At 72.4% G+C, this 14,862-nt stretch carries 17 protein-coding genes and 1 pseudogene; 11 read left to right on the top strand and 7 right to left on the bottom strand.

The window, feature by feature from the left end; genetic code table 11:
- Positions 1-89: 89 nt before the first annotated feature.
- Positions 90-452: pseudogene (locus AB0F15_RS35015) on the bottom strand (rhodanese-like domain-containing protein); the annotation flags it as partial.
- Positions 449-994: a cysteine dioxygenase family protein gene (locus AB0F15_RS35020; protein WP_360280034.1), complete on the bottom strand. Its 546-nt coding sequence runs from the start codon at positions 992-994 to the stop codon at positions 449-451. The gene AB0F15_RS35020 and the pseudogene AB0F15_RS35015, both read right to left, overlap by 4 nt.
- A gap of 325 nt (positions 995-1,319) precedes the next feature.
- Between AB0F15_RS35020 and AB0F15_RS35025 the strand changes: the two genes are divergently transcribed.
- The 7 genes from AB0F15_RS35025 (at position 1,320) to AB0F15_RS35055 (ending at position 7,273) form a co-directional block, all read left to right on the top strand.
- Positions 1,320-2,141: an ABC transporter ATP-binding protein gene (locus tag AB0F15_RS35025; RefSeq protein ID WP_360280036.1), complete on the top strand. Its 822-nt coding sequence runs from the start codon at positions 1,320-1,322 to the stop codon at positions 2,139-2,141.
- Between the two features lie 88 nt (positions 2,142-2,229).
- Positions 2,230-3,009, top strand: coding sequence for an enoyl-CoA hydratase/isomerase family protein (locus AB0F15_RS35030; RefSeq protein ID WP_360280038.1), 780 nt, complete (start codon positions 2,230-2,232; stop codon positions 3,007-3,009).
- Positions 3,010-3,013: 4 nt separating this feature from the next.
- Positions 3,014-3,979 (top strand): class I SAM-dependent methyltransferase, encoded by a 966-nt coding sequence (locus AB0F15_RS35035; protein ID WP_360280041.1) that lies wholly within the window; start codon positions 3,014-3,016, stop codon positions 3,977-3,979.
- Positions 3,980-5,140 (top strand): class I SAM-dependent methyltransferase, encoded by a 1,161-nt coding sequence (locus tag AB0F15_RS35040; RefSeq protein WP_360280044.1) that lies wholly within the window; start codon positions 3,980-3,982, stop codon positions 5,138-5,140.
- A gap of 80 nt (positions 5,141-5,220) precedes the next feature.
- On the top strand, positions 5,221-5,985 hold the full coding sequence (locus AB0F15_RS35045; protein ID WP_360280047.1) for an HAD family acid phosphatase: 765 nt from the start codon (positions 5,221-5,223) through the stop codon (positions 5,983-5,985).
- 63 nt (positions 5,986-6,048) lie between these two features.
- Positions 6,049-6,426, top strand: a complete 378-nt coding sequence (locus AB0F15_RS35050) for a DUF427 domain-containing protein (protein WP_360280050.1) — start codon at positions 6,049-6,051, stop codon at positions 6,424-6,426.
- A 16-nt stretch (positions 6,427-6,442) separates the two neighbouring features.
- Complete coding sequence (locus AB0F15_RS35055) at positions 6,443-7,273, top strand: LysR family transcriptional regulator (RefSeq protein ID WP_360280160.1); 831 nt, start codon at positions 6,443-6,445, stop codon at positions 7,271-7,273.
- Between the two features lie 18 nt (positions 7,274-7,291).
- On the opposite strand, the gene AB0F15_RS35060 is transcribed toward AB0F15_RS35055, so the two are convergent.
- Positions 7,292-8,248, bottom strand: a complete 957-nt coding sequence (locus tag AB0F15_RS35060) for a chitinase (protein ID WP_360280053.1) — start codon at positions 8,246-8,248, stop codon at positions 7,292-7,294.
- Between the two features lie 93 nt (positions 8,249-8,341).
- The gene (locus tag AB0F15_RS35065; protein WP_360280055.1) at positions 8,342-9,049 is read right to left on the bottom strand and encodes a DUF2306 domain-containing protein; all 708 of its coding nucleotides are present in this window, start codon (positions 9,047-9,049) and stop codon (positions 8,342-8,344) included.
- Between the two features lie 136 nt (positions 9,050-9,185).
- Between AB0F15_RS35065 and AB0F15_RS35070 the strand changes: the two genes are divergently transcribed.
- Together AB0F15_RS35070 and AB0F15_RS35075 are read left to right on the top strand one after the other, a co-directional pair.
- Entirely contained in the window at positions 9,186-10,073 is an 888-nt protein-coding gene (locus AB0F15_RS35070; RefSeq protein WP_360280058.1) for a TetR/AcrR family transcriptional regulator C-terminal domain-containing protein, read from the top strand.
- A 10-nt stretch (positions 10,074-10,083) separates the two neighbouring features.
- Positions 10,084-10,602, top strand: coding sequence for a GNAT family N-acetyltransferase (locus tag AB0F15_RS35075; RefSeq protein ID WP_360280061.1), 519 nt, complete (start codon positions 10,084-10,086; stop codon positions 10,600-10,602).
- Between the two features lie 58 nt (positions 10,603-10,660).
- Here AB0F15_RS35075 and AB0F15_RS35080 read toward each other — a convergent pair whose 3' ends face one another.
- The 3 genes from AB0F15_RS35080 to AB0F15_RS35090 all read right to left on the bottom strand — a co-directional run bounded on the left by AB0F15_RS35080 (position 10,661) and on the right by AB0F15_RS35090 (position 13,519).
- The gene (locus tag AB0F15_RS35080; protein ID WP_360280064.1) at positions 10,661-12,100 is read right to left on the bottom strand and encodes an FAD-dependent monooxygenase; all 1,440 of its coding nucleotides are present in this window, start codon (positions 12,098-12,100) and stop codon (positions 10,661-10,663) included.
- Positions 12,101-12,111: 11 nt separating this feature from the next.
- Complete coding sequence (locus tag AB0F15_RS35085) at positions 12,112-12,687, bottom strand: PadR family transcriptional regulator (protein WP_360280067.1); 576 nt, start codon at positions 12,685-12,687, stop codon at positions 12,112-12,114.
- Positions 12,688-12,748: 61 nt separating this feature from the next.
- On the bottom strand, positions 12,749-13,519 hold the full coding sequence (locus tag AB0F15_RS35090) for a maleylpyruvate isomerase family mycothiol-dependent enzyme (protein ID WP_360280070.1): 771 nt from the start codon (positions 13,517-13,519) through the stop codon (positions 12,749-12,751).
- A gap of 72 nt (positions 13,520-13,591) precedes the next feature.
- On the opposite strand from AB0F15_RS35090, the gene AB0F15_RS35095 reads away from it, so the two are divergent.
- Complete coding sequence (locus tag AB0F15_RS35095; protein WP_360280073.1) at positions 13,592-13,939, top strand: hypothetical protein; 348 nt, start codon at positions 13,592-13,594, stop codon at positions 13,937-13,939.
- On the top strand, positions 13,879-14,754 hold the full coding sequence (locus AB0F15_RS35100; protein WP_360280076.1) for an MFS transporter: 876 nt from the start codon (positions 13,879-13,881) through the stop codon (positions 14,752-14,754). The genes AB0F15_RS35095 and AB0F15_RS35100 overlap by 61 nt, the downstream gene beginning before the upstream one ends.
- Positions 14,755-14,862: the final 108 nt, after the last annotated feature.

Genomic DNA, 14,862 nt, shown 5'->3' on the forward strand with positions numbered 1-14,862 from the left:
CGGGGCGGCCCAAAAACCCTGCGGCCCCCCTCGGCGCGCGTCAACCCGGGGGCCTGAAAGCCCCGGGGGGCGCGCCCGCGGCCCGCCCCGGGCAGGCCGGCGGCAGCCCAGGCGCGGAACCCGCCGTCGAGGTCGGTGGCGCCGGGCAGGCCCAGCCGCTGCAGGTCGGCCGCCGCGAGGCTCGACGAATAGCCCTCGTTGCACACCACGATCACCGTCGAGCCCGCGCTCACCGACGGCAGCCGCCACTCGCTGTCCGGCGCCAGCCGCCACTCCAGGTGGATCCGCTCGACGATCACCGCGCCGGGGATCTCGCCCTCGGCGAGGCGGTTCGCCAGCGGCCGGATGTCGACCACCAGCGCCCCCGCCTCCTGCAGTTCGCGGGCCCGGACGGGCGTCACCCGGTCCAGGCCGGCCCGGGCCTTCTCCAGGAACGAATCGATCGCGCTCATGACCGGACGATAGCGGGCAGGGGCGGGATTTCCGGCGGGACGTCGGCGAGCGAGGCGTACTCGCGGGTCGCCACCAGCGGCGGCGAGTACGCGTGGACGCTCGCCGCGGGCCGGTCGCCGAGGCCGGTGACCTGGTGCGCACGGCCGGCGCCGAAGCCGAGGCCCTCGCCGGCGACGTGCGTCCGGCGCCGGATCGGGCCGCCGGCGTACCGGTACTCCTCGCCGAGTTCGCCCTGCAGGACGGTGAACGAGCCGGACGCGCCGCCGTGGTCGTGCGGCTTCGTGTGCTGGCCGGGCAGCCATGACAGCAACCACAGCTCGACGCCGTCGGTCAGCGCCAGCCGGGCCCACCAGCGGCGGTCTTCGTCGAACCGCAGGATGCCGCGCAGGCCCGCGGTCAGCTCGGTGGTGACGGTGGTGGTCAGGTCGGCCAGCTCACGCGGCGTCCAGAGCAGCCGCGCAGGGTGCAGCAGCTCGGGCAGCAGCGGGTCGGTCAGCTGGGGATGGATCTCGACGGGCGGACGAACCAGGGACGTGGTCAACGGGGGTGCTCCTCGGACGCGAAGTGATCGGGACGCCGGGGCAGCGCGGCACCGCACGCGTCAGCGGACGCGAGAGATCAGTGGAGCCGCGCCCGCGTACACCCGGCCGAAGCGACGAGGAGCAGGTCGATGGTGCGACGGCGCCAGAACGAGCCCCGGGTGACCGAGGTGGCGGGCGCGTCGGCTGACATGCCCGCAATGCTGCCACAGCGCTGTCGCGGGTGACACTTCCGCCGTGCGCCGTTCCACGTCGTGGACAGGCGCCGACCTGCTCGTTCGCCCTCTCGCCCGGGCGGGTGCGCACGCGCGCGCGTCGGCAGACAGAATGGGCTTCGTGAGCGAGCCGATCCAGCCCAGCGAACTTGACGACCTCGTGGTCCGGATGGCCGGTGTCGGCGTCCGCCGGGGGACCAACGACCTCCTCGCCGGCCTCGACTGGACCGTGGAACTGGACGAGCGCTGGGTGGTGCTCGGGCCGAACGGCGCGGGCAAGACCACCCTGCTCCGCCTCGCCGCGGCCGAACTGCACCCGACCACCGGCGAGGTCGACCTGCTCGGAGAGCGGATCGGCCGCGTCAACATCTTCGACCTGCGCCCCCGCATCGGCTTCACCTCGGCCGCCATCGCCCAGCGTGTGCCGGGCGACGAGCTGGTCAAGGACGTCGTGGTCAGTGCCGGCTACGCGGTGCTCGGCCGCTGGCGTGAGGAGTACGACACCCTCGACACCAGCCGCGCGACCGAGCTGCTGGACGCGATGGGCATCGGGAACCTGGCGGACCGCACCTTCGGCACCCTGTCCGAGGGCGAGCGCAAGCGGGCGCTGATCGCCCGGTCGCTGATGACCGATCCGGAGCTGCTGCTGCTCGACGAGCCGGCCGCCGGCCTCGACCTGGGCGGCCGCGAGGACCTGGTCGCGCGGCTGTCCGACCTGGCGATGGACCCGGACGCGCCGGCCATCGTGCTGGTCACCCACCACGTCGAGGAGATCCCGCCGGGGTTCACCCACGCGCTGCTGCTGCGGGACGGCCACGCCGTCGTCTCCGGCCTCGTCGACGACGTCATCACCAGCGAAAACCTCTCGAAGACGTTCGACCAGGACCTCGTGCTCGAGCGTTCCGGGGATCGCTTCTTCGCCCGCCGTCGCTAGGCTGTCCTTACCGACCGGTAGGGTGTCAAGAGCGGCACTTTCACGTGAAAGTGCCGTCGTTGGCCGTTCGTCAACGAGGAGGAGTGGCGTGGGAGAGTTCGTAAGCCTGGAGGTCAAGGACGGGGTCGGCACGATCCGGCTCGACCGGCCGCCGGTCAATGCCCTGAACGCCCAGGTCACCGCCGAGCTCGCGGAGCTGGCGAAGGAGGCGGCCGAGCGTGACGACGTCCGCGCGGTGATCCTCTACGGCGGCGAGAAGACCTTCGCGGGCGGCGCGGACATCAAGGAGATGGCCACCCGCACCTACCCGGAGATCGCCAAGTTCGGCGCGACCCTCACCGGCACCCTCGCGGCCATCGCGAACATCCCGAAGCCGGTCGTCGCGGCCATCACCGGGTACGCCCTCGGCGGCGGCCTCGAGCTGGCCCTGACCGCGGACCGCCGGATCGCCGGCGACAACGTCAAGGTCGGCCAGCCCGAGATCCAGCTCGGCGTCATCCCCGGCGCGGGCGGCACCCAGCGCCTGGCCCGGCTGATCGGCCCGAGCAAGACCAAGGACATCGTCTACACCGGACGGTTCGTCAAGGCCGAAGAGGCCCTGCAGCTGGGGATCGTGGACCAGGTCGTCGCGCCCGACGACGTCTACGCGGCCGCGCACAAGTGGGCCGCCCAGTTCGCGAGCGGCCCCGCCGTGGCGTTGCGCGCGGCCAAGGCGGCCATCGACGGCGGCCTCGACACCGACCTGGCGAACGGGCTCAAGCTCGAATCGCACCTGTTCGCCGCCCTCTGGGCGACCGAAGACCAGCAGAACGGCATGAAGTCGTTCATCGAAAACGGGCCCGGCAAGGCCACTTTCGAAGGGAAATGACGCCTTGACCGACGTGAACGACCCGGCGCCGAACCCGCACGCCACCGCCGAAGAGGTCCAGGCGGCCTACGCCGACCCGAAGCTGGCGAACGTGCTCTACCACGACTGGGAAGCCGGCACCTACGACGAGAAGTGGTCGATCTCGTACGACGAGCGCTGCATCTCCTACGCCACCGACGTGTTCCACGCCGTCGCGGGCGAGGACGGCCAGCCCTACCAGCACGCGATGGAACTGGGCAGCGGCACCGGCTTCTTCCTGCTGAACCTGATGCAGGGCGGCGTCGCCAAGAAGGGCTCGGTCACCGACCTCTCGCCCGGCATGGTCCAGGTCGCGCTGCGCAACGCCGAGAAGCTCGGCCTCGACGTCGACGGCCGGGTCGCCGACGCCGAGCGCATCCCGTACGACGACAACACCTTCGACCTGGTGGTCGGGCACGCGGTGCTGCACCACATCCCGGACGTCCAGGCGGCGTTCCGCGAGGTGCTGCGCGTGCTCAAGCCGGGCGGCCGGTTCGTCTTCGCCGGCGAGCCGACGAAGATCGGCGACTTCTACGCCCGCAAGCTCGGCCAGTTCACCTGGTTCCTGACGACCCGGGTGACGAAGCTGCCGGTGCTGAGCGGCTGGCGGCGTCCGCAGGCCGAACTGGACGAGTCCTCGCGCGCCGCCGCGCTGGAAGCCGTGGTCGACATCCACACCTTCGACCCGTCGGAGCTGGAGTCGTGGGCCCGCGGGGCCGGCGCCCAGGACGTCCGCGCGGTCACCGAGGAGTTCGCCGCGGCCCTGGCCGGCTGGCCGATCCGGACGTTCGAGGCCGCGGTGCCCGCGGAAAAGCTCACTGTGCGCTGGAGGCTGTTCGCCTACCACCTGTGGCTGCGGCTGTCCGCCGTCGACAAGAAGGTGCTGGCCAAGATCCTGCCGCGCGAGCTGTTCTACAACGTCATGATCACCGGGACCAAACGGCCGTCCTGAGTGGGATATCCGTTCAGCCTCGGCGACGTCGCCTACCTGCGGTCGGCCGCGGGCGTGGCGGCGCTCGCCGAGGTTTCGGCGTGGCCGCTGACCGACCACATCGCGTCCGTGGCCCGGGTGCGCCGCCTGGCCGGCGACGAGCACGCGGCCGCGGTGCTGGAAACCGTGCTGCTGCGCCGCAAAGCCGTGTCCAAAGTGGATTCGGACGGCTGGCTGTTCACCGCGGACGCGCTCCAGCAGGCGAGTGCCACGCCGGTCGCCCGGCACCGGGCCGCCCGCCTGGCCGGGCTCGACGTCCACGACGTCACGTGTTCGGCAGGCGCGGACCTCGTCGAAATCGCGCGGGTGGCCCGGCGGGCGCTCGGGTCCGATCTGGATCCCGTGCGGCTGGCGATGGCCCGGCACAACGGAACCGCCGCCGGTGTCGCGTTCGGGCTCGTGCGCGCCGACGCTCTGCGGCCGGTGAGCCGTTCCGCGGTCGTCGTCGCGGACCCGGCGCGCCGCGACTCCGCCGGGCGACGGGCGTGGAAGCCCGCCGACTTCGCCCCGCCGTTGGACGGGCTGGTCGAGGCGTACCCGGGGCGCGCGCTGTCCGTGAAGTGCGCGCCCGGCCTCGACTTCGCGCTCACGCCGTGGGCCGACGAAGTCGAACTCGTTTCCCTGGACGGCCAGGTGCGCGAATCCTGCCTGTGGCGCGGCCTCGGCACCGGCGTCACCCGCCGGGCGACCGTACTGCGTTCGGACGGAACACAGTGGACGGTCACGGACGCCGAACCCGACGAACTGCCCGCGCGGGAGCCGGGGCAGTGGATCGTCGACCCCGACGGCGCCGTCGTGCGAGCCGGCCTGGTCCGCCACTACGCGGCGCGGCACGGGTTGTGGCAGCTGGACGAACGCATCGCGTACCTGACCGGGGACACCCGGCCGCCGGGGGTGCGGGCCTTCCGCGTCCTGGAGCACGGGCCGTACACCGAGAAGGCGCTGAAGGCCGTCCTCAAGCGACACGACGTCGGGCGGCTGGAAATCCTGGTGCGGGGCCTCGACGTCGACCCGGACGCGCTGCGGCGGCGGCTGAAACCGCGGGGTGCGGCGGAAGCTTCGGTGGTGCTGACGCGGATCGGACGGTCACCCGTGGCGTTCCTGTGCCGCGCCGAACGGTGAGCAAAACTTTCGAGGGGTGGAACTCCCGATCACCGTGACGTAGGTTCCCCGGGTCGCCTAGTAGTCACTGGAGGGTCGCCGTGTCCGGAAAATGGTCAGGTCTCGTCAAGCTCGCTGCCGCCGCGGCCATCGGCGCCACCGTCGCCTCGGGCGCCACCGCGCTGGCGGGCTCGGACGAATCGACCGCCGCCCGCGCCAAGGAGCCGGCCAACATCGGCCAGGTCAAGCTGGACGTCAAGGCCTACTACGGCGACTACCTCGACGCCGCCGGCAAGCACCACTACTCCGACACCAGCCGGTTCGTGAAGGACACCACCCGCATCGTCTCCGACGCGAAGCGCTTTCTGCAGCAGCAGCTGGGCCGGGTGAAGAACCCCGCGGTCGTGCTGGACGTCGACGACACGTCCGAAATCACCTACGGCTGGGAGGCCGACAACGACTTCGGCTTCGACCCGGTCAAGCAGCAGCAGGCCATCGACAACGGCACGTTCGTCGCGAACAAGCCGGTGCTCGAACTGGCCAACTGGGCCGCGCAGCGCGGCGTCAAGGTCTACTTCCTGACCGGCCGCAACGAGTTCCAGGGGCCGCAGTCGCTGAAGAACCTGGCCGGCGAGGGGTACCCCGCCCCGGCCGGCGCGTTCTTCAAGCCGAAGGTGACGGCGCCGGACTACCTGCCGTGTGGCCTGGCCTGCACCACCGTCCAGTACAAGTCGGGCACGCGGGCGCACATCGAGGCGACCGGCGCGAAGATCGTGCTCAACCTCGGTGACCAGTTCAGCGACCTCGAAGGCGGCTACGCGCTGCGTCCGGTCAAGCTGCCGAACCCGATGTACTACCTGCCTTGAGCGCGGAATAACCACCGCTTCCGGTGTGCTTCTGTCTGTACACAGGACTCTTAGGGAGCTGACATGGCGAAGCAGGTTCTGCAGCCGGGCCCGGACCACCCGATCACCGTCGAGCCGACGAAGGCGCGCGTGGTGGTCAAGGCGGGTGGCCGCGTGATCGCGGACAGCCGCAACGCGCTCACCCTGCAGGAATCCACCTACCCGGCCGTCCAGTACATCCCGCTGGCGGACGTCGACTCCAGCGTGCTGGAGCGGACCGACCACGAGACGTACTGCCCGTACAAGGGCGAGGCCGGCTACTACTCGCTCGACGCGGGCGAGGTGCAGGGCGAGAACGCGGTCTGGACCTACGAGAAGCCGTACGACGCGGTGGCGCCGATCAAGGACCACGTCGCGTTCTACCCGAACGTGGTGGACTCGATCGAGCTGGTCGAGGACTGAGCTGGACCTCGACCTGCTGCGCACGTTCCTGGCGGTGCACCGCGCGGGTTCGCTGACCGGTGCGGCACCGTCGTTGGGCCTGTCCCAGCCGACGGTGACCGCCCAGGTCAGGGCCCTGGAGGAGCAGCTCGGCCGGCAACTGTTCGTCCGGCGCGCCCGCGGCGTGACCCCCACGTCGGTCGCCGACGACCTGGCGGCCAGGGTCGCCCCGCACCTCGACGCGCTGGCCGACGTCGTCGCGCGGCAGCCCGATCCGTTCGCGACGCCGGTGCACCTGGCCGGTCCCGCCGAGCTCACCACGCTCCGGGTCCTGCCCGCGTTGGCGGGCTTGGTCGCCTCGGGTCTCGAGCTGCGCGTGACGTTCGGCCTGGCCGACGACCTCCTGGCCGGGCTCGCGCAGCGGCGGTTCGACCTGGTCGTCTCGACGATCCGCCCTCGCGGCCGCGGCTTCACGGCGACCCCGCTGACCGACGAGGAGTTCGTCCTGGTCGGCCCCCGCGGCTTCGACGCCGACCCCAGGACGGCGCGGCTGGTGGCCTACGCCGAGGATCTGCCGATCATCCGCCGTTACTGGCGCACGGTCCTGGGTGCACGCCCACCGGCGGGCCCGGCGGTCGTCGTCCCGGACCTGCGCGCGGTGCGGGCGTGCGTGCGGGCGGGTTTCGGCGTCAGTGTGCTGCCGCGGTACCTCTGCGCGGCCGAGCTGGCGTCGGGAGAACTGGTCGCGCTGCTGGAGCCGGCGGAGCCACCGATCAACACGCTGTTCGTGGTGAGCAGAGCCGAGCCGTGCCGGGCGGGGCCCGCGGCGGTGCGGGACGCCCTGCTCGCGGACGCCGCCCGGTGGTGACTCGGCCGTTTTGGTGACTCAGCCGGTGTAGCCGGCGAAGATCTTCGCGAACTCGTACTTCGACTGCGGCACGTTGGTGCACTTGTAGAGTGCGCCGGTGCAGGCGTTGGCGTCGCGGCCCTGCTCCCAGAACGACAGCATGCCCAGGTGGACGGTCTTGGCGAAGGCCACCAGCGCCTTCGCGTCCTTCTGGTGGAAGATCTCGTTCTGCGAGTCGTTGACGCCGATCATCGGGGTGACGCCGACCTTCTTCCACGCCGCCGCGTCGCTCAGCCCGAACAGCGACTTGAGCTGCGCCTGCGTGGCCTTGGCCGCCGAGATCGCCTTCGCGCCCTGGTCGCCGGCGCCCTGGTAGTAGTCCATCGCCATGATGTTGACCAGATCGAGGTTCACCCCGGCGTTCTTGGCCGCCTTGACGACGTTGAGGCCGTCGGCGGTGAGGCCGTCCGGCAACACCGGCAGGGTCAGCGAAATCTTCAGTCCCGGGTTGTTGTTCTGCAGCGTCTTCAGGGCCTGGGAGCGGCGCGCGATCGACGCCGGGTCCGCGACGGCCGCGCCTTCGATGTCGAAGTCGGCGTACTTCAGGCCGTAGGCCTTCACGACGGCGTCGTACTCGGCCGCGACCTGCGCGGACGTGCTGCACGCCTGCGCCAGTTCGATGCCGGACGCGCCGCCGAAGGAGATCTTGACGTCGCCGCCCGCGGTGCGGATCTTGGCGATCTCCTCCTTCTGCCACGCCGTGCGCGGGTCGTAGGCGCCGAACCAGCTGGCCTTGCAGCCGTAGGAGTTGACGAACGCGAGCGTGAAGCCCTTGACGCCGCTCGCGGCCGACATCGCCGACAGGCTGGGCGTCGGCCAGGCACCCATGTCGACGTAGGGTCCGACCGGGATCGGCGAGCCGGCCGCAGCGCCGGCGACCCCGGTGCTCAGCAGGGCGGCGCCGGCCAGGGCGGCCAGCAGGGAACGGAGACGCATGGGGAACCTCCACGACTCGAAGCGCGGCGGCGGGAATTGCGGTCCCCATTGGTATAGACCAGTGACCGTGGTGTAGACCATAGGCCGAACGGGCTACCCCGGTGACGGTGCGTCGGCGCGGCGGCGGGGACGACGACCCAGCCACCACTCGGCGGCCAGCAGCGGGAACACCCAGCCGGTCCACGTGGTGATCCCGGCGATCTGCTGGCCCAGCGCCAGTTCACTGCCGCCGAAGGTCGTGTCCAGCTGCGGCGCCAGCACGACCGACCAGACCACGCCCCAGATCCGGTTGCTGATGATCGACATGCACAGCGCGAAACTGCGGATCATCCAGCGGCGGTGCTCGCCGAACCGGCGCGCCCGCGCCATCCGGTAGCCCTGCACGGTGCAGCCGAACCAGAGGGCCGCCAGCAGGACGTTCGACACGGCCCCGACCGGCCCGAACGGCGCCGCGAGCGCGATGGTGCACCCCGCGATCGACGCCGGGATCGCGCCGGCGAAGACGTAGACGCGCCCGGTGCGGCGGTGCACCGACGGGTGGTTCTGCCGCAGCCACGGCCAGATCTGCAGCGTGCAGGTGACCATGGCGACGGTCGCGAAGCCGATGTGCGTGACCAGCGCCGGGTAGTACCAGCCGGTGGGCGCCGGGATCCGCGACTGCGCGGGGTCGAGCCCGAGGTAGGGCGGCAGCGAGAACACCAGGAAGGCCGTGACGAGCAGGCCCAGCGGGAACACCCACGGGCGGCGCCACCACGGTGCCGGGCGCCGGACCTGCGGTGCCGGTTGTTCGGTCGTCGTCATGGTTCCCCCTGGTTCGTACGGTGTATCGGAACCGTATTTCGCGGGCGGAGCACTCGACAACCGCTGCGCTCGGTAATGGGGGAGTACCCTGAAACCGTTCTAGGTCCGGTCGTCAAGTGTTCTAGTACGGAGTTCGGTGGCCGAGGCGCCTTACCTGCGGATCGCGGCGGACCTGCGGCGCCGGATCGCCGCGGGCGAGCTGCGGCCCGGTGACCGCGTCCCGTCGACCCGGGCGCTGGTCCGCGAGTGGGGGGTCGCGATGGCGACCGCGGCGAAGGCGCTGGCCGCGCTGGGCGAGCAGGGCTGGGTGCGCGCGGTGCCGGGCAGCGGCACGGTCGTCGCTGACCGGACGCCGGCCCGGCCGCCGCTGGGCCGCGGCGCCCTGGTGCGCGCGGCGATCGCGCTCGCCGACGCCGAAGGCCTCGCCGCGCTGTCGATGCGGCGGCTGGCGGCCGCGCTGGGGGTCGGCCCGATGGCGTTGTACCGGCACGTCCCGGACAAGGACGAGCTGCTCCGGCTGATGGCCGACGTGGCGCTCGGCGAGGCCGAACTGCCGGACCCCGGCCCTGCGGAGTGGCGGCCGCGCCTGGAACTCGCCGCTCGCACGCAGTGGCGGGCGTACCGGAGGCACCCGTGGCTCGCGCCGATCCTGCTCACGTCGCTGGTCCGGCCGCCGGTGCTGGCGGCCGGCCTGCGGCTGGTCGACTGGTCGCTGCGCGCGCTGGCCGGCAGCGGCCTGAACCGGCGGGTGAAGCTGCAGGTGATCATGACGCTCAACGGCTGGGTCGGCGGGCTGGCGGTGAGCAACGCCTTCGAGGTGCAGGCGGAGCAGGACACGGGCATCACGGGCGAGCAGCGCCTGGCGGCCGACATGGCGCTGCTCGCCGAGTACCTCGGTTCGGGCCGCTTCCCGGTGCTGACGGAAGTGCTGACGGGCCTCGAGGACGTCGACCTCGACGAGGCGTTCGAGTTCGGGTTGCGGCGCCAGCTCGACGGGATCGCTGTGTTGCTCGGGCAGCAGTAAACTGGTGGCGGTGCTGATCACCACGGAACGGCTCACGCTGCACGCGTGGTCCGAAGAGTTCTTCGACGACCTGTTCGCCATGGCCCAGCTTCCCGAGACGGTCCGGTACGTCGGCACGGGCAAGCCGTGGACCCGGGAATACACGCTCGGCAAGCACCGGGCGACGCTCGCGCACTGGGCTGCGCACGGCTTCGGCTGGTTCGCGGTGTCCGCGGCCCCGGGTTACTTCGACGGAGTGGTGTCCCTGGTCCGGCGCGACGCCACGGAGTCGGGCCTCGGCCGGCCGGCGGTGGAGATGGGCTGGTGGATCGCCGCCTCCGGCTGGGGCCGCGGTTACGCGACGGAAGCGGCGACGGCGGTCCGCGACAAGGTCTTCGAGTGCGGCTGGGCGGATCGGCTGATGGCGGTGTACGACCCGGTGAACGAGGCGTCGGCGCGAGTGGTGGAAAAGCTCGGGTTCACCCCGCACAGCAAGGTCACCCTGGACGGGAGGGTGGAGCAGCGGGCGGTCCTGGACCGCCCGAGCTGACCCGGCTGTCTCGCCTGGCCGCCCCTCCCGGCAGGGTCGCCCGCACCGGGGGCTTCGGTCAGGCGGTCGCCGGGACCGGGACGTCGCCGATCCAGCGGTGCACCGCCTCCGCCAGTCCCGCATCACCGGAGCCGGGAGTGCCCACCCAGGCCGCGTGCCCGTCCGGCCGCAGCAACATCGCCTCGATGTCCGAAGTGGACGGAGAGGCGGCGTGGACCACCTCGACCGCCGATGACCACGCGGCGAACGCTCCCGTCAGGTCCACCAGCACCGGACACCCGGCGTGCAGCAACGCGGCCAAGTGCGTCGGCCGCCCGGAGACCGTCACCGGTACGTCCGGCGCCAGCCGCCCCAGCCACGGGTGCCCGCCCATCGCATAACAGGCATCCAGTCCGGTGATGATCTCCGCCAGCGCCCGGTTCCCGGCCGGGTGCGCGGCGACGCGGCGCATCAGGTCGGCCCACGGCTCCGCGCCGGCCTCCTCCAGCGCGACCTGGGCCCGCGTGTTGGCCAGGATCCGTTCCCCCGCCGCGTGCCGCTCGTCGTGGTAGGTGTCCAGGAGGCCCTCCGGGGCGGTTCCGCGGACCACGGCGGCGAGCTTCCAGCCCAGGTTGAACGCGTCGTCGAGGGCGACGTTCACGCCGATCGCCCCGGCCGGCGGGTGGATGTGGGCCGCGTCGCCCGCGAGCAGGACGCGGCCGGAGCGGTAGCGCTCGGCCAGCCGTGCCGCGTCGCCGAACCGGCTGAGCCAGCGGGGCGCGCGCAGCTCGACGTGGCGGCCGAGCACCGCGTCGACCTGCGCTTGCAACCGCTCCAGCGTGACGGGCGTGTTCTTGTCCGACGGCGGATCGTCCTCCCGGACGACGATCCGGACGTACCCGGGTCGCGGGATGACGAACACGCTGCGCCCGTCCGGCCCGGCCGAAGGTCCGTACGGCAGCTCGCATTCGACGTCGCCGAGCAGGGCGTACCAGCGCGCGTCGACCCCGGGGAAGCCGATGCCGGCCTGCTTGCGCACGGTGCTGCGCCCACCGTCGCACCCGACGAGGTACCGCGCCCGGATGGTCTGTCCATTGTGGATCTGCGCGGTGACGCCGTCCGCGGACCGGGTGAACGATCGCACCTCGTGGTCGCGCCGGATTTCGACGCCGAGTTCGCGCGCCCGCGCTTCCAGGACCTCTTCGACGCGGGTTTGCGGGATGCCCAGTGAGAACGGGTGCCCCGTCGCCGTTCCGTCGAGCAGCAGCGGTCCGGGCAGGCCGGTGACCGGCGCGTGCGGCACCCGGTGCCCCTCGGCGACCAGCCCTTCGGCCAGGCCGCGGCGGGCCAGCAGGTCCAGCGAACGCGCGTTGAGGTTGAAGCCGCGGCAATACGGCGGACGCTCCGGCAGGCGTTCGGCGATCGTGGTGCGGACGCCGGCCAGCGCGAGTTCCGCGGCGAGCAGCAGGCCGGCCGGGCCGGCGCCGGCGACGAGGACGTCGGTTTCGAGATCGGGCACGGGTTTCCCCCTCAGGAGTGGTCGGGCCACGGCAGGGAGCCGGACCGGATTTCGGCGGCCGTGCGACGCGCCCAGCCGAGCTCCGCCTGCCAGGCGTGCCGGACGAACTCGACCTCGATCATGAACAGCCGCGGCGCACCCTTGCCGACGGTTTCGGCCAGTGCCGCGTCCGCGCCGTCGATGCGCTCGGCCAGGTGGCGGGCGCGTTCCTCCAGTGCGTCTCTGGCGCGCTCCGGGCCGAGCGCACCGAGGTAGCTCACCGCTGCGACGAACTTCGGGTACTCCGTGACCGGCTCGCGGACCAGTTCGTCGAGCCAGGCGACGAACTCCTGGCGGCCGAGTTCGGTGTGCGCGTAGACGGTCCGCTCCGGCCGGTTGCCTTCCCGGACCGTCTCGACGGGCTCGATCCAGCGGTGCTTCGCCAGGGACTCCACGGTGTCGTAGAGCGAACCGGGGTTGATCTTGAACGTCGAGCCCTTGTAGCGCTCGCGCAGCGTGGACGCCATTTCGTACGGGTGCATCGGGCGTTCCAGCAACAGGCCGAGCAGGGCCAGCGCGAGGGTGTTGCGGATCTTGCGTGACGGCACTAGTCGCTCCCTATTAGTCGGAACCGACTATACGGTGAGTGTCAAGGCCGCTCCGTCACGGTTAGAAGCGCGTGTTCTCCCGCCAGTGGCGGAACAGGGCCGCGTCCCCGGACACGGTGAGCCGGCGGTCGTCCGCGGCGAGGCGCTCGGTCAGCGCGAGGAGCAGATCGGCGGCGCGGCCCTCGACGACCACGTCGGCCTCGGCGGCTTCGTGGCTCACCTCGGCCCCCGACGGTGTCCGCCGGACGAGCCAGCGGAGCCCCGATCCGGTGGCGTGGAACAGCAGCGTCTCGCCGGTGCCCCGCAGCGACGTCCGGTCCAGCGCCGGGTGCCCGAGGCGCGAGAAAACGGCCGCCAGGTCCAGTCCTTCGGAAATCCCGTCCGCGGCGACGTCGGCGTCGACGTCGTACGGTGCGCCCGTCGCGAACGCGGCGTCCGCGCGGTGCACGACCGTTTCGTGGGTCAGCCGCCGCGTCCAGAACCCGGCGCGGCGATCGGGGCTCCAGGTCGACGTCGGGGTCTCGGGGCCGACCTCGGCCACCACGGCGACGAGCCGCTCCGCGCCGTCGAGCAGCCAGTCGCCGAGGGCCTCGAACCCGGGCGGGTCGTCGACCGTGACGGCGTCGAAGGGCACGTACCCCGTCGGCCGGCCGGCGATGATCGCGGCGGACTTGTGGTAGGCCAGCCCGACGTGGCAGGTCAGCTCGCGCAGTGTCCACTCAGGACACGTCGGGACGCGCACATCCGGCCCGGCGCCTGCGATCGTCGTCCCGAACAGCTCGGCTTCGGTGACGAGGGCTTCGGCCAGCCGGTCGTGGCTCAGTGGCTTCATCCTGCCACCATAGGGCCTCCGCGGACCTGGACGGCCGCCGCGCCGGCGTCCATGATCCGTAGGGTGGCGGGCGTGACTGGGGAGTTGAAACGCGCTCGTCTCGGGGTTTCCGTCGTGTTCGCGGTGTGCGGCGCCGCGTTCGCGACCTGGCTGGCCCGGGTGCCCGCGGTGCAGGAGCGGCTCGGGCTGAGCACGGGGGAACTGGCGGCCGGGCTGTTCGGCCTCGCCGCCGGGTCGGTGCTGGCCCTGCTGGGTGCGGGCGCGCTGCTCACCCGGATCGGCAGCCGGGCGGCCGTCGTGCTGGGCGCGGTCGTCTGTGCGCGGGGCTGCCGCTGGTCGCGCTCGCCGGCTCGGCGCCGGTGTTCTTCGCCGCGCTCGTCGTGCTCGGCGTCGGCAACAGCCTGCTCGACGTCGCGATGAACGCGCACGCCGCCCGCGTCGAGGAAGCCTTCGGGCGTCCCATCTTCGCGGGGTTCCACGCGTTCTGGAACATCGGCGGCCTCGCGGGCTCGGGCGTCGCGCTGATGGAGGCCACCCACGTCCCGGTATCCGTGCACTTCCCGGCCGCCGGCGCGGTGCTGCTCGCACTCGCGTTGTGGGCCGCGCGCACCCGGTTCCTCCCCGGCGCCGACCGCGGCCAGGGCGGCGCCGCGTTCGCGTGGCCGAGCCGGGTGCTGGTACCGCTGGGCGTGCTCGCCTTCTGCGGGTTCGTCGCCGAGGGCGCGGTCAACAGCTGGAGCGCGGTGTACCTCGCCGACGTCACCGGCGCGACGCCCGCGCTCGCCTCGCTCGGCTACTTCGCCTTCTCCGGAACGATGATCGCGGTCCGCCTGGCGGCCGACCGCGTCGTGGCGCGGACGGGCGCGGTGCGGTTCGTCCGCGTGGCGGCCACGATCGCGGTCGGGGGCTTCGCCGTGGTCCTCGCCGCGCCGTGGCCGGTCGCGGGGGTCCTCGGCTTCGCGGTCGTCGGGCTCGGCGTGGCCGGGATCGTGCCGATCGCGTGGAGCGTGGCGAGCCGGAAGCAGCCGGACGCGCCGGGCCGGGCGGTCGCCGCCGTCGCGGCCTGCGGGTACCTGGGATTCCTGGTGGAACCGGTACTGGTCGGAGCGCTGGCCGCCCGCGTCGGCCTGCACTGGGCGCTGTCGTCGGCGGTCGTGGTCACCTTCGGGATCCTCTTCCTCGCGCCCTCGCTGCGGGAGCGGGAACCGGCGCTCACGCGGGCGAAGCCCAGCTAGCGTCCGGGGAAGCGGGTGCGGGCGACGACGAGCACGGGGAAGTGCTCGCCGTCGCCCCGGCGCACGGGGCGAGTCCAGCGCGGGTGCGGCCCGCCTCGACTCCCGGCA

The sequence above is a fragment of the Amycolatopsis sp. NPDC026612 genome, from assembly GCF_040638285.1.
Taxonomy (GTDB): domain Bacteria; phylum Actinomycetota; class Actinomycetes; order Mycobacteriales; family Pseudonocardiaceae; genus Amycolatopsis.

Excerpts from the sequence above, each read along its gene's own strand:
- AB0F15_RS35050 (WP_360280050.1), top strand. The coding sequence starts at position 6,049 with ATGGCGAAGCAGGTTCTGCAGCCGGGCCCGGACCACCCGATCACCGTC.
- AB0F15_RS35060 (WP_360280053.1), bottom strand. The coding sequence starts at position 8,248 with ATGCGTCTCCGTTCCCTGCTGGCCGCCCTGGCCGGCGCCGCCCTGCTG.
- AB0F15_RS35025 (WP_360280036.1), top strand. The coding sequence starts at position 1,320 with ATGGGCTTCGTGAGCGAGCCGATCCAGCCCAGCGAACTTGACGACCTC.
- AB0F15_RS35065 (WP_360280055.1), bottom strand. The coding sequence starts at position 9,049 with ATGACGACGACCGAACAACCGGCACCGCAGGTCCGGCGCCCGGCACCG.
- AB0F15_RS35090 (WP_360280070.1), bottom strand. The coding sequence starts at position 13,519 with ATGAAGCCACTGAGCCACGACCGGCTGGCCGAAGCCCTCGTCACCGAA.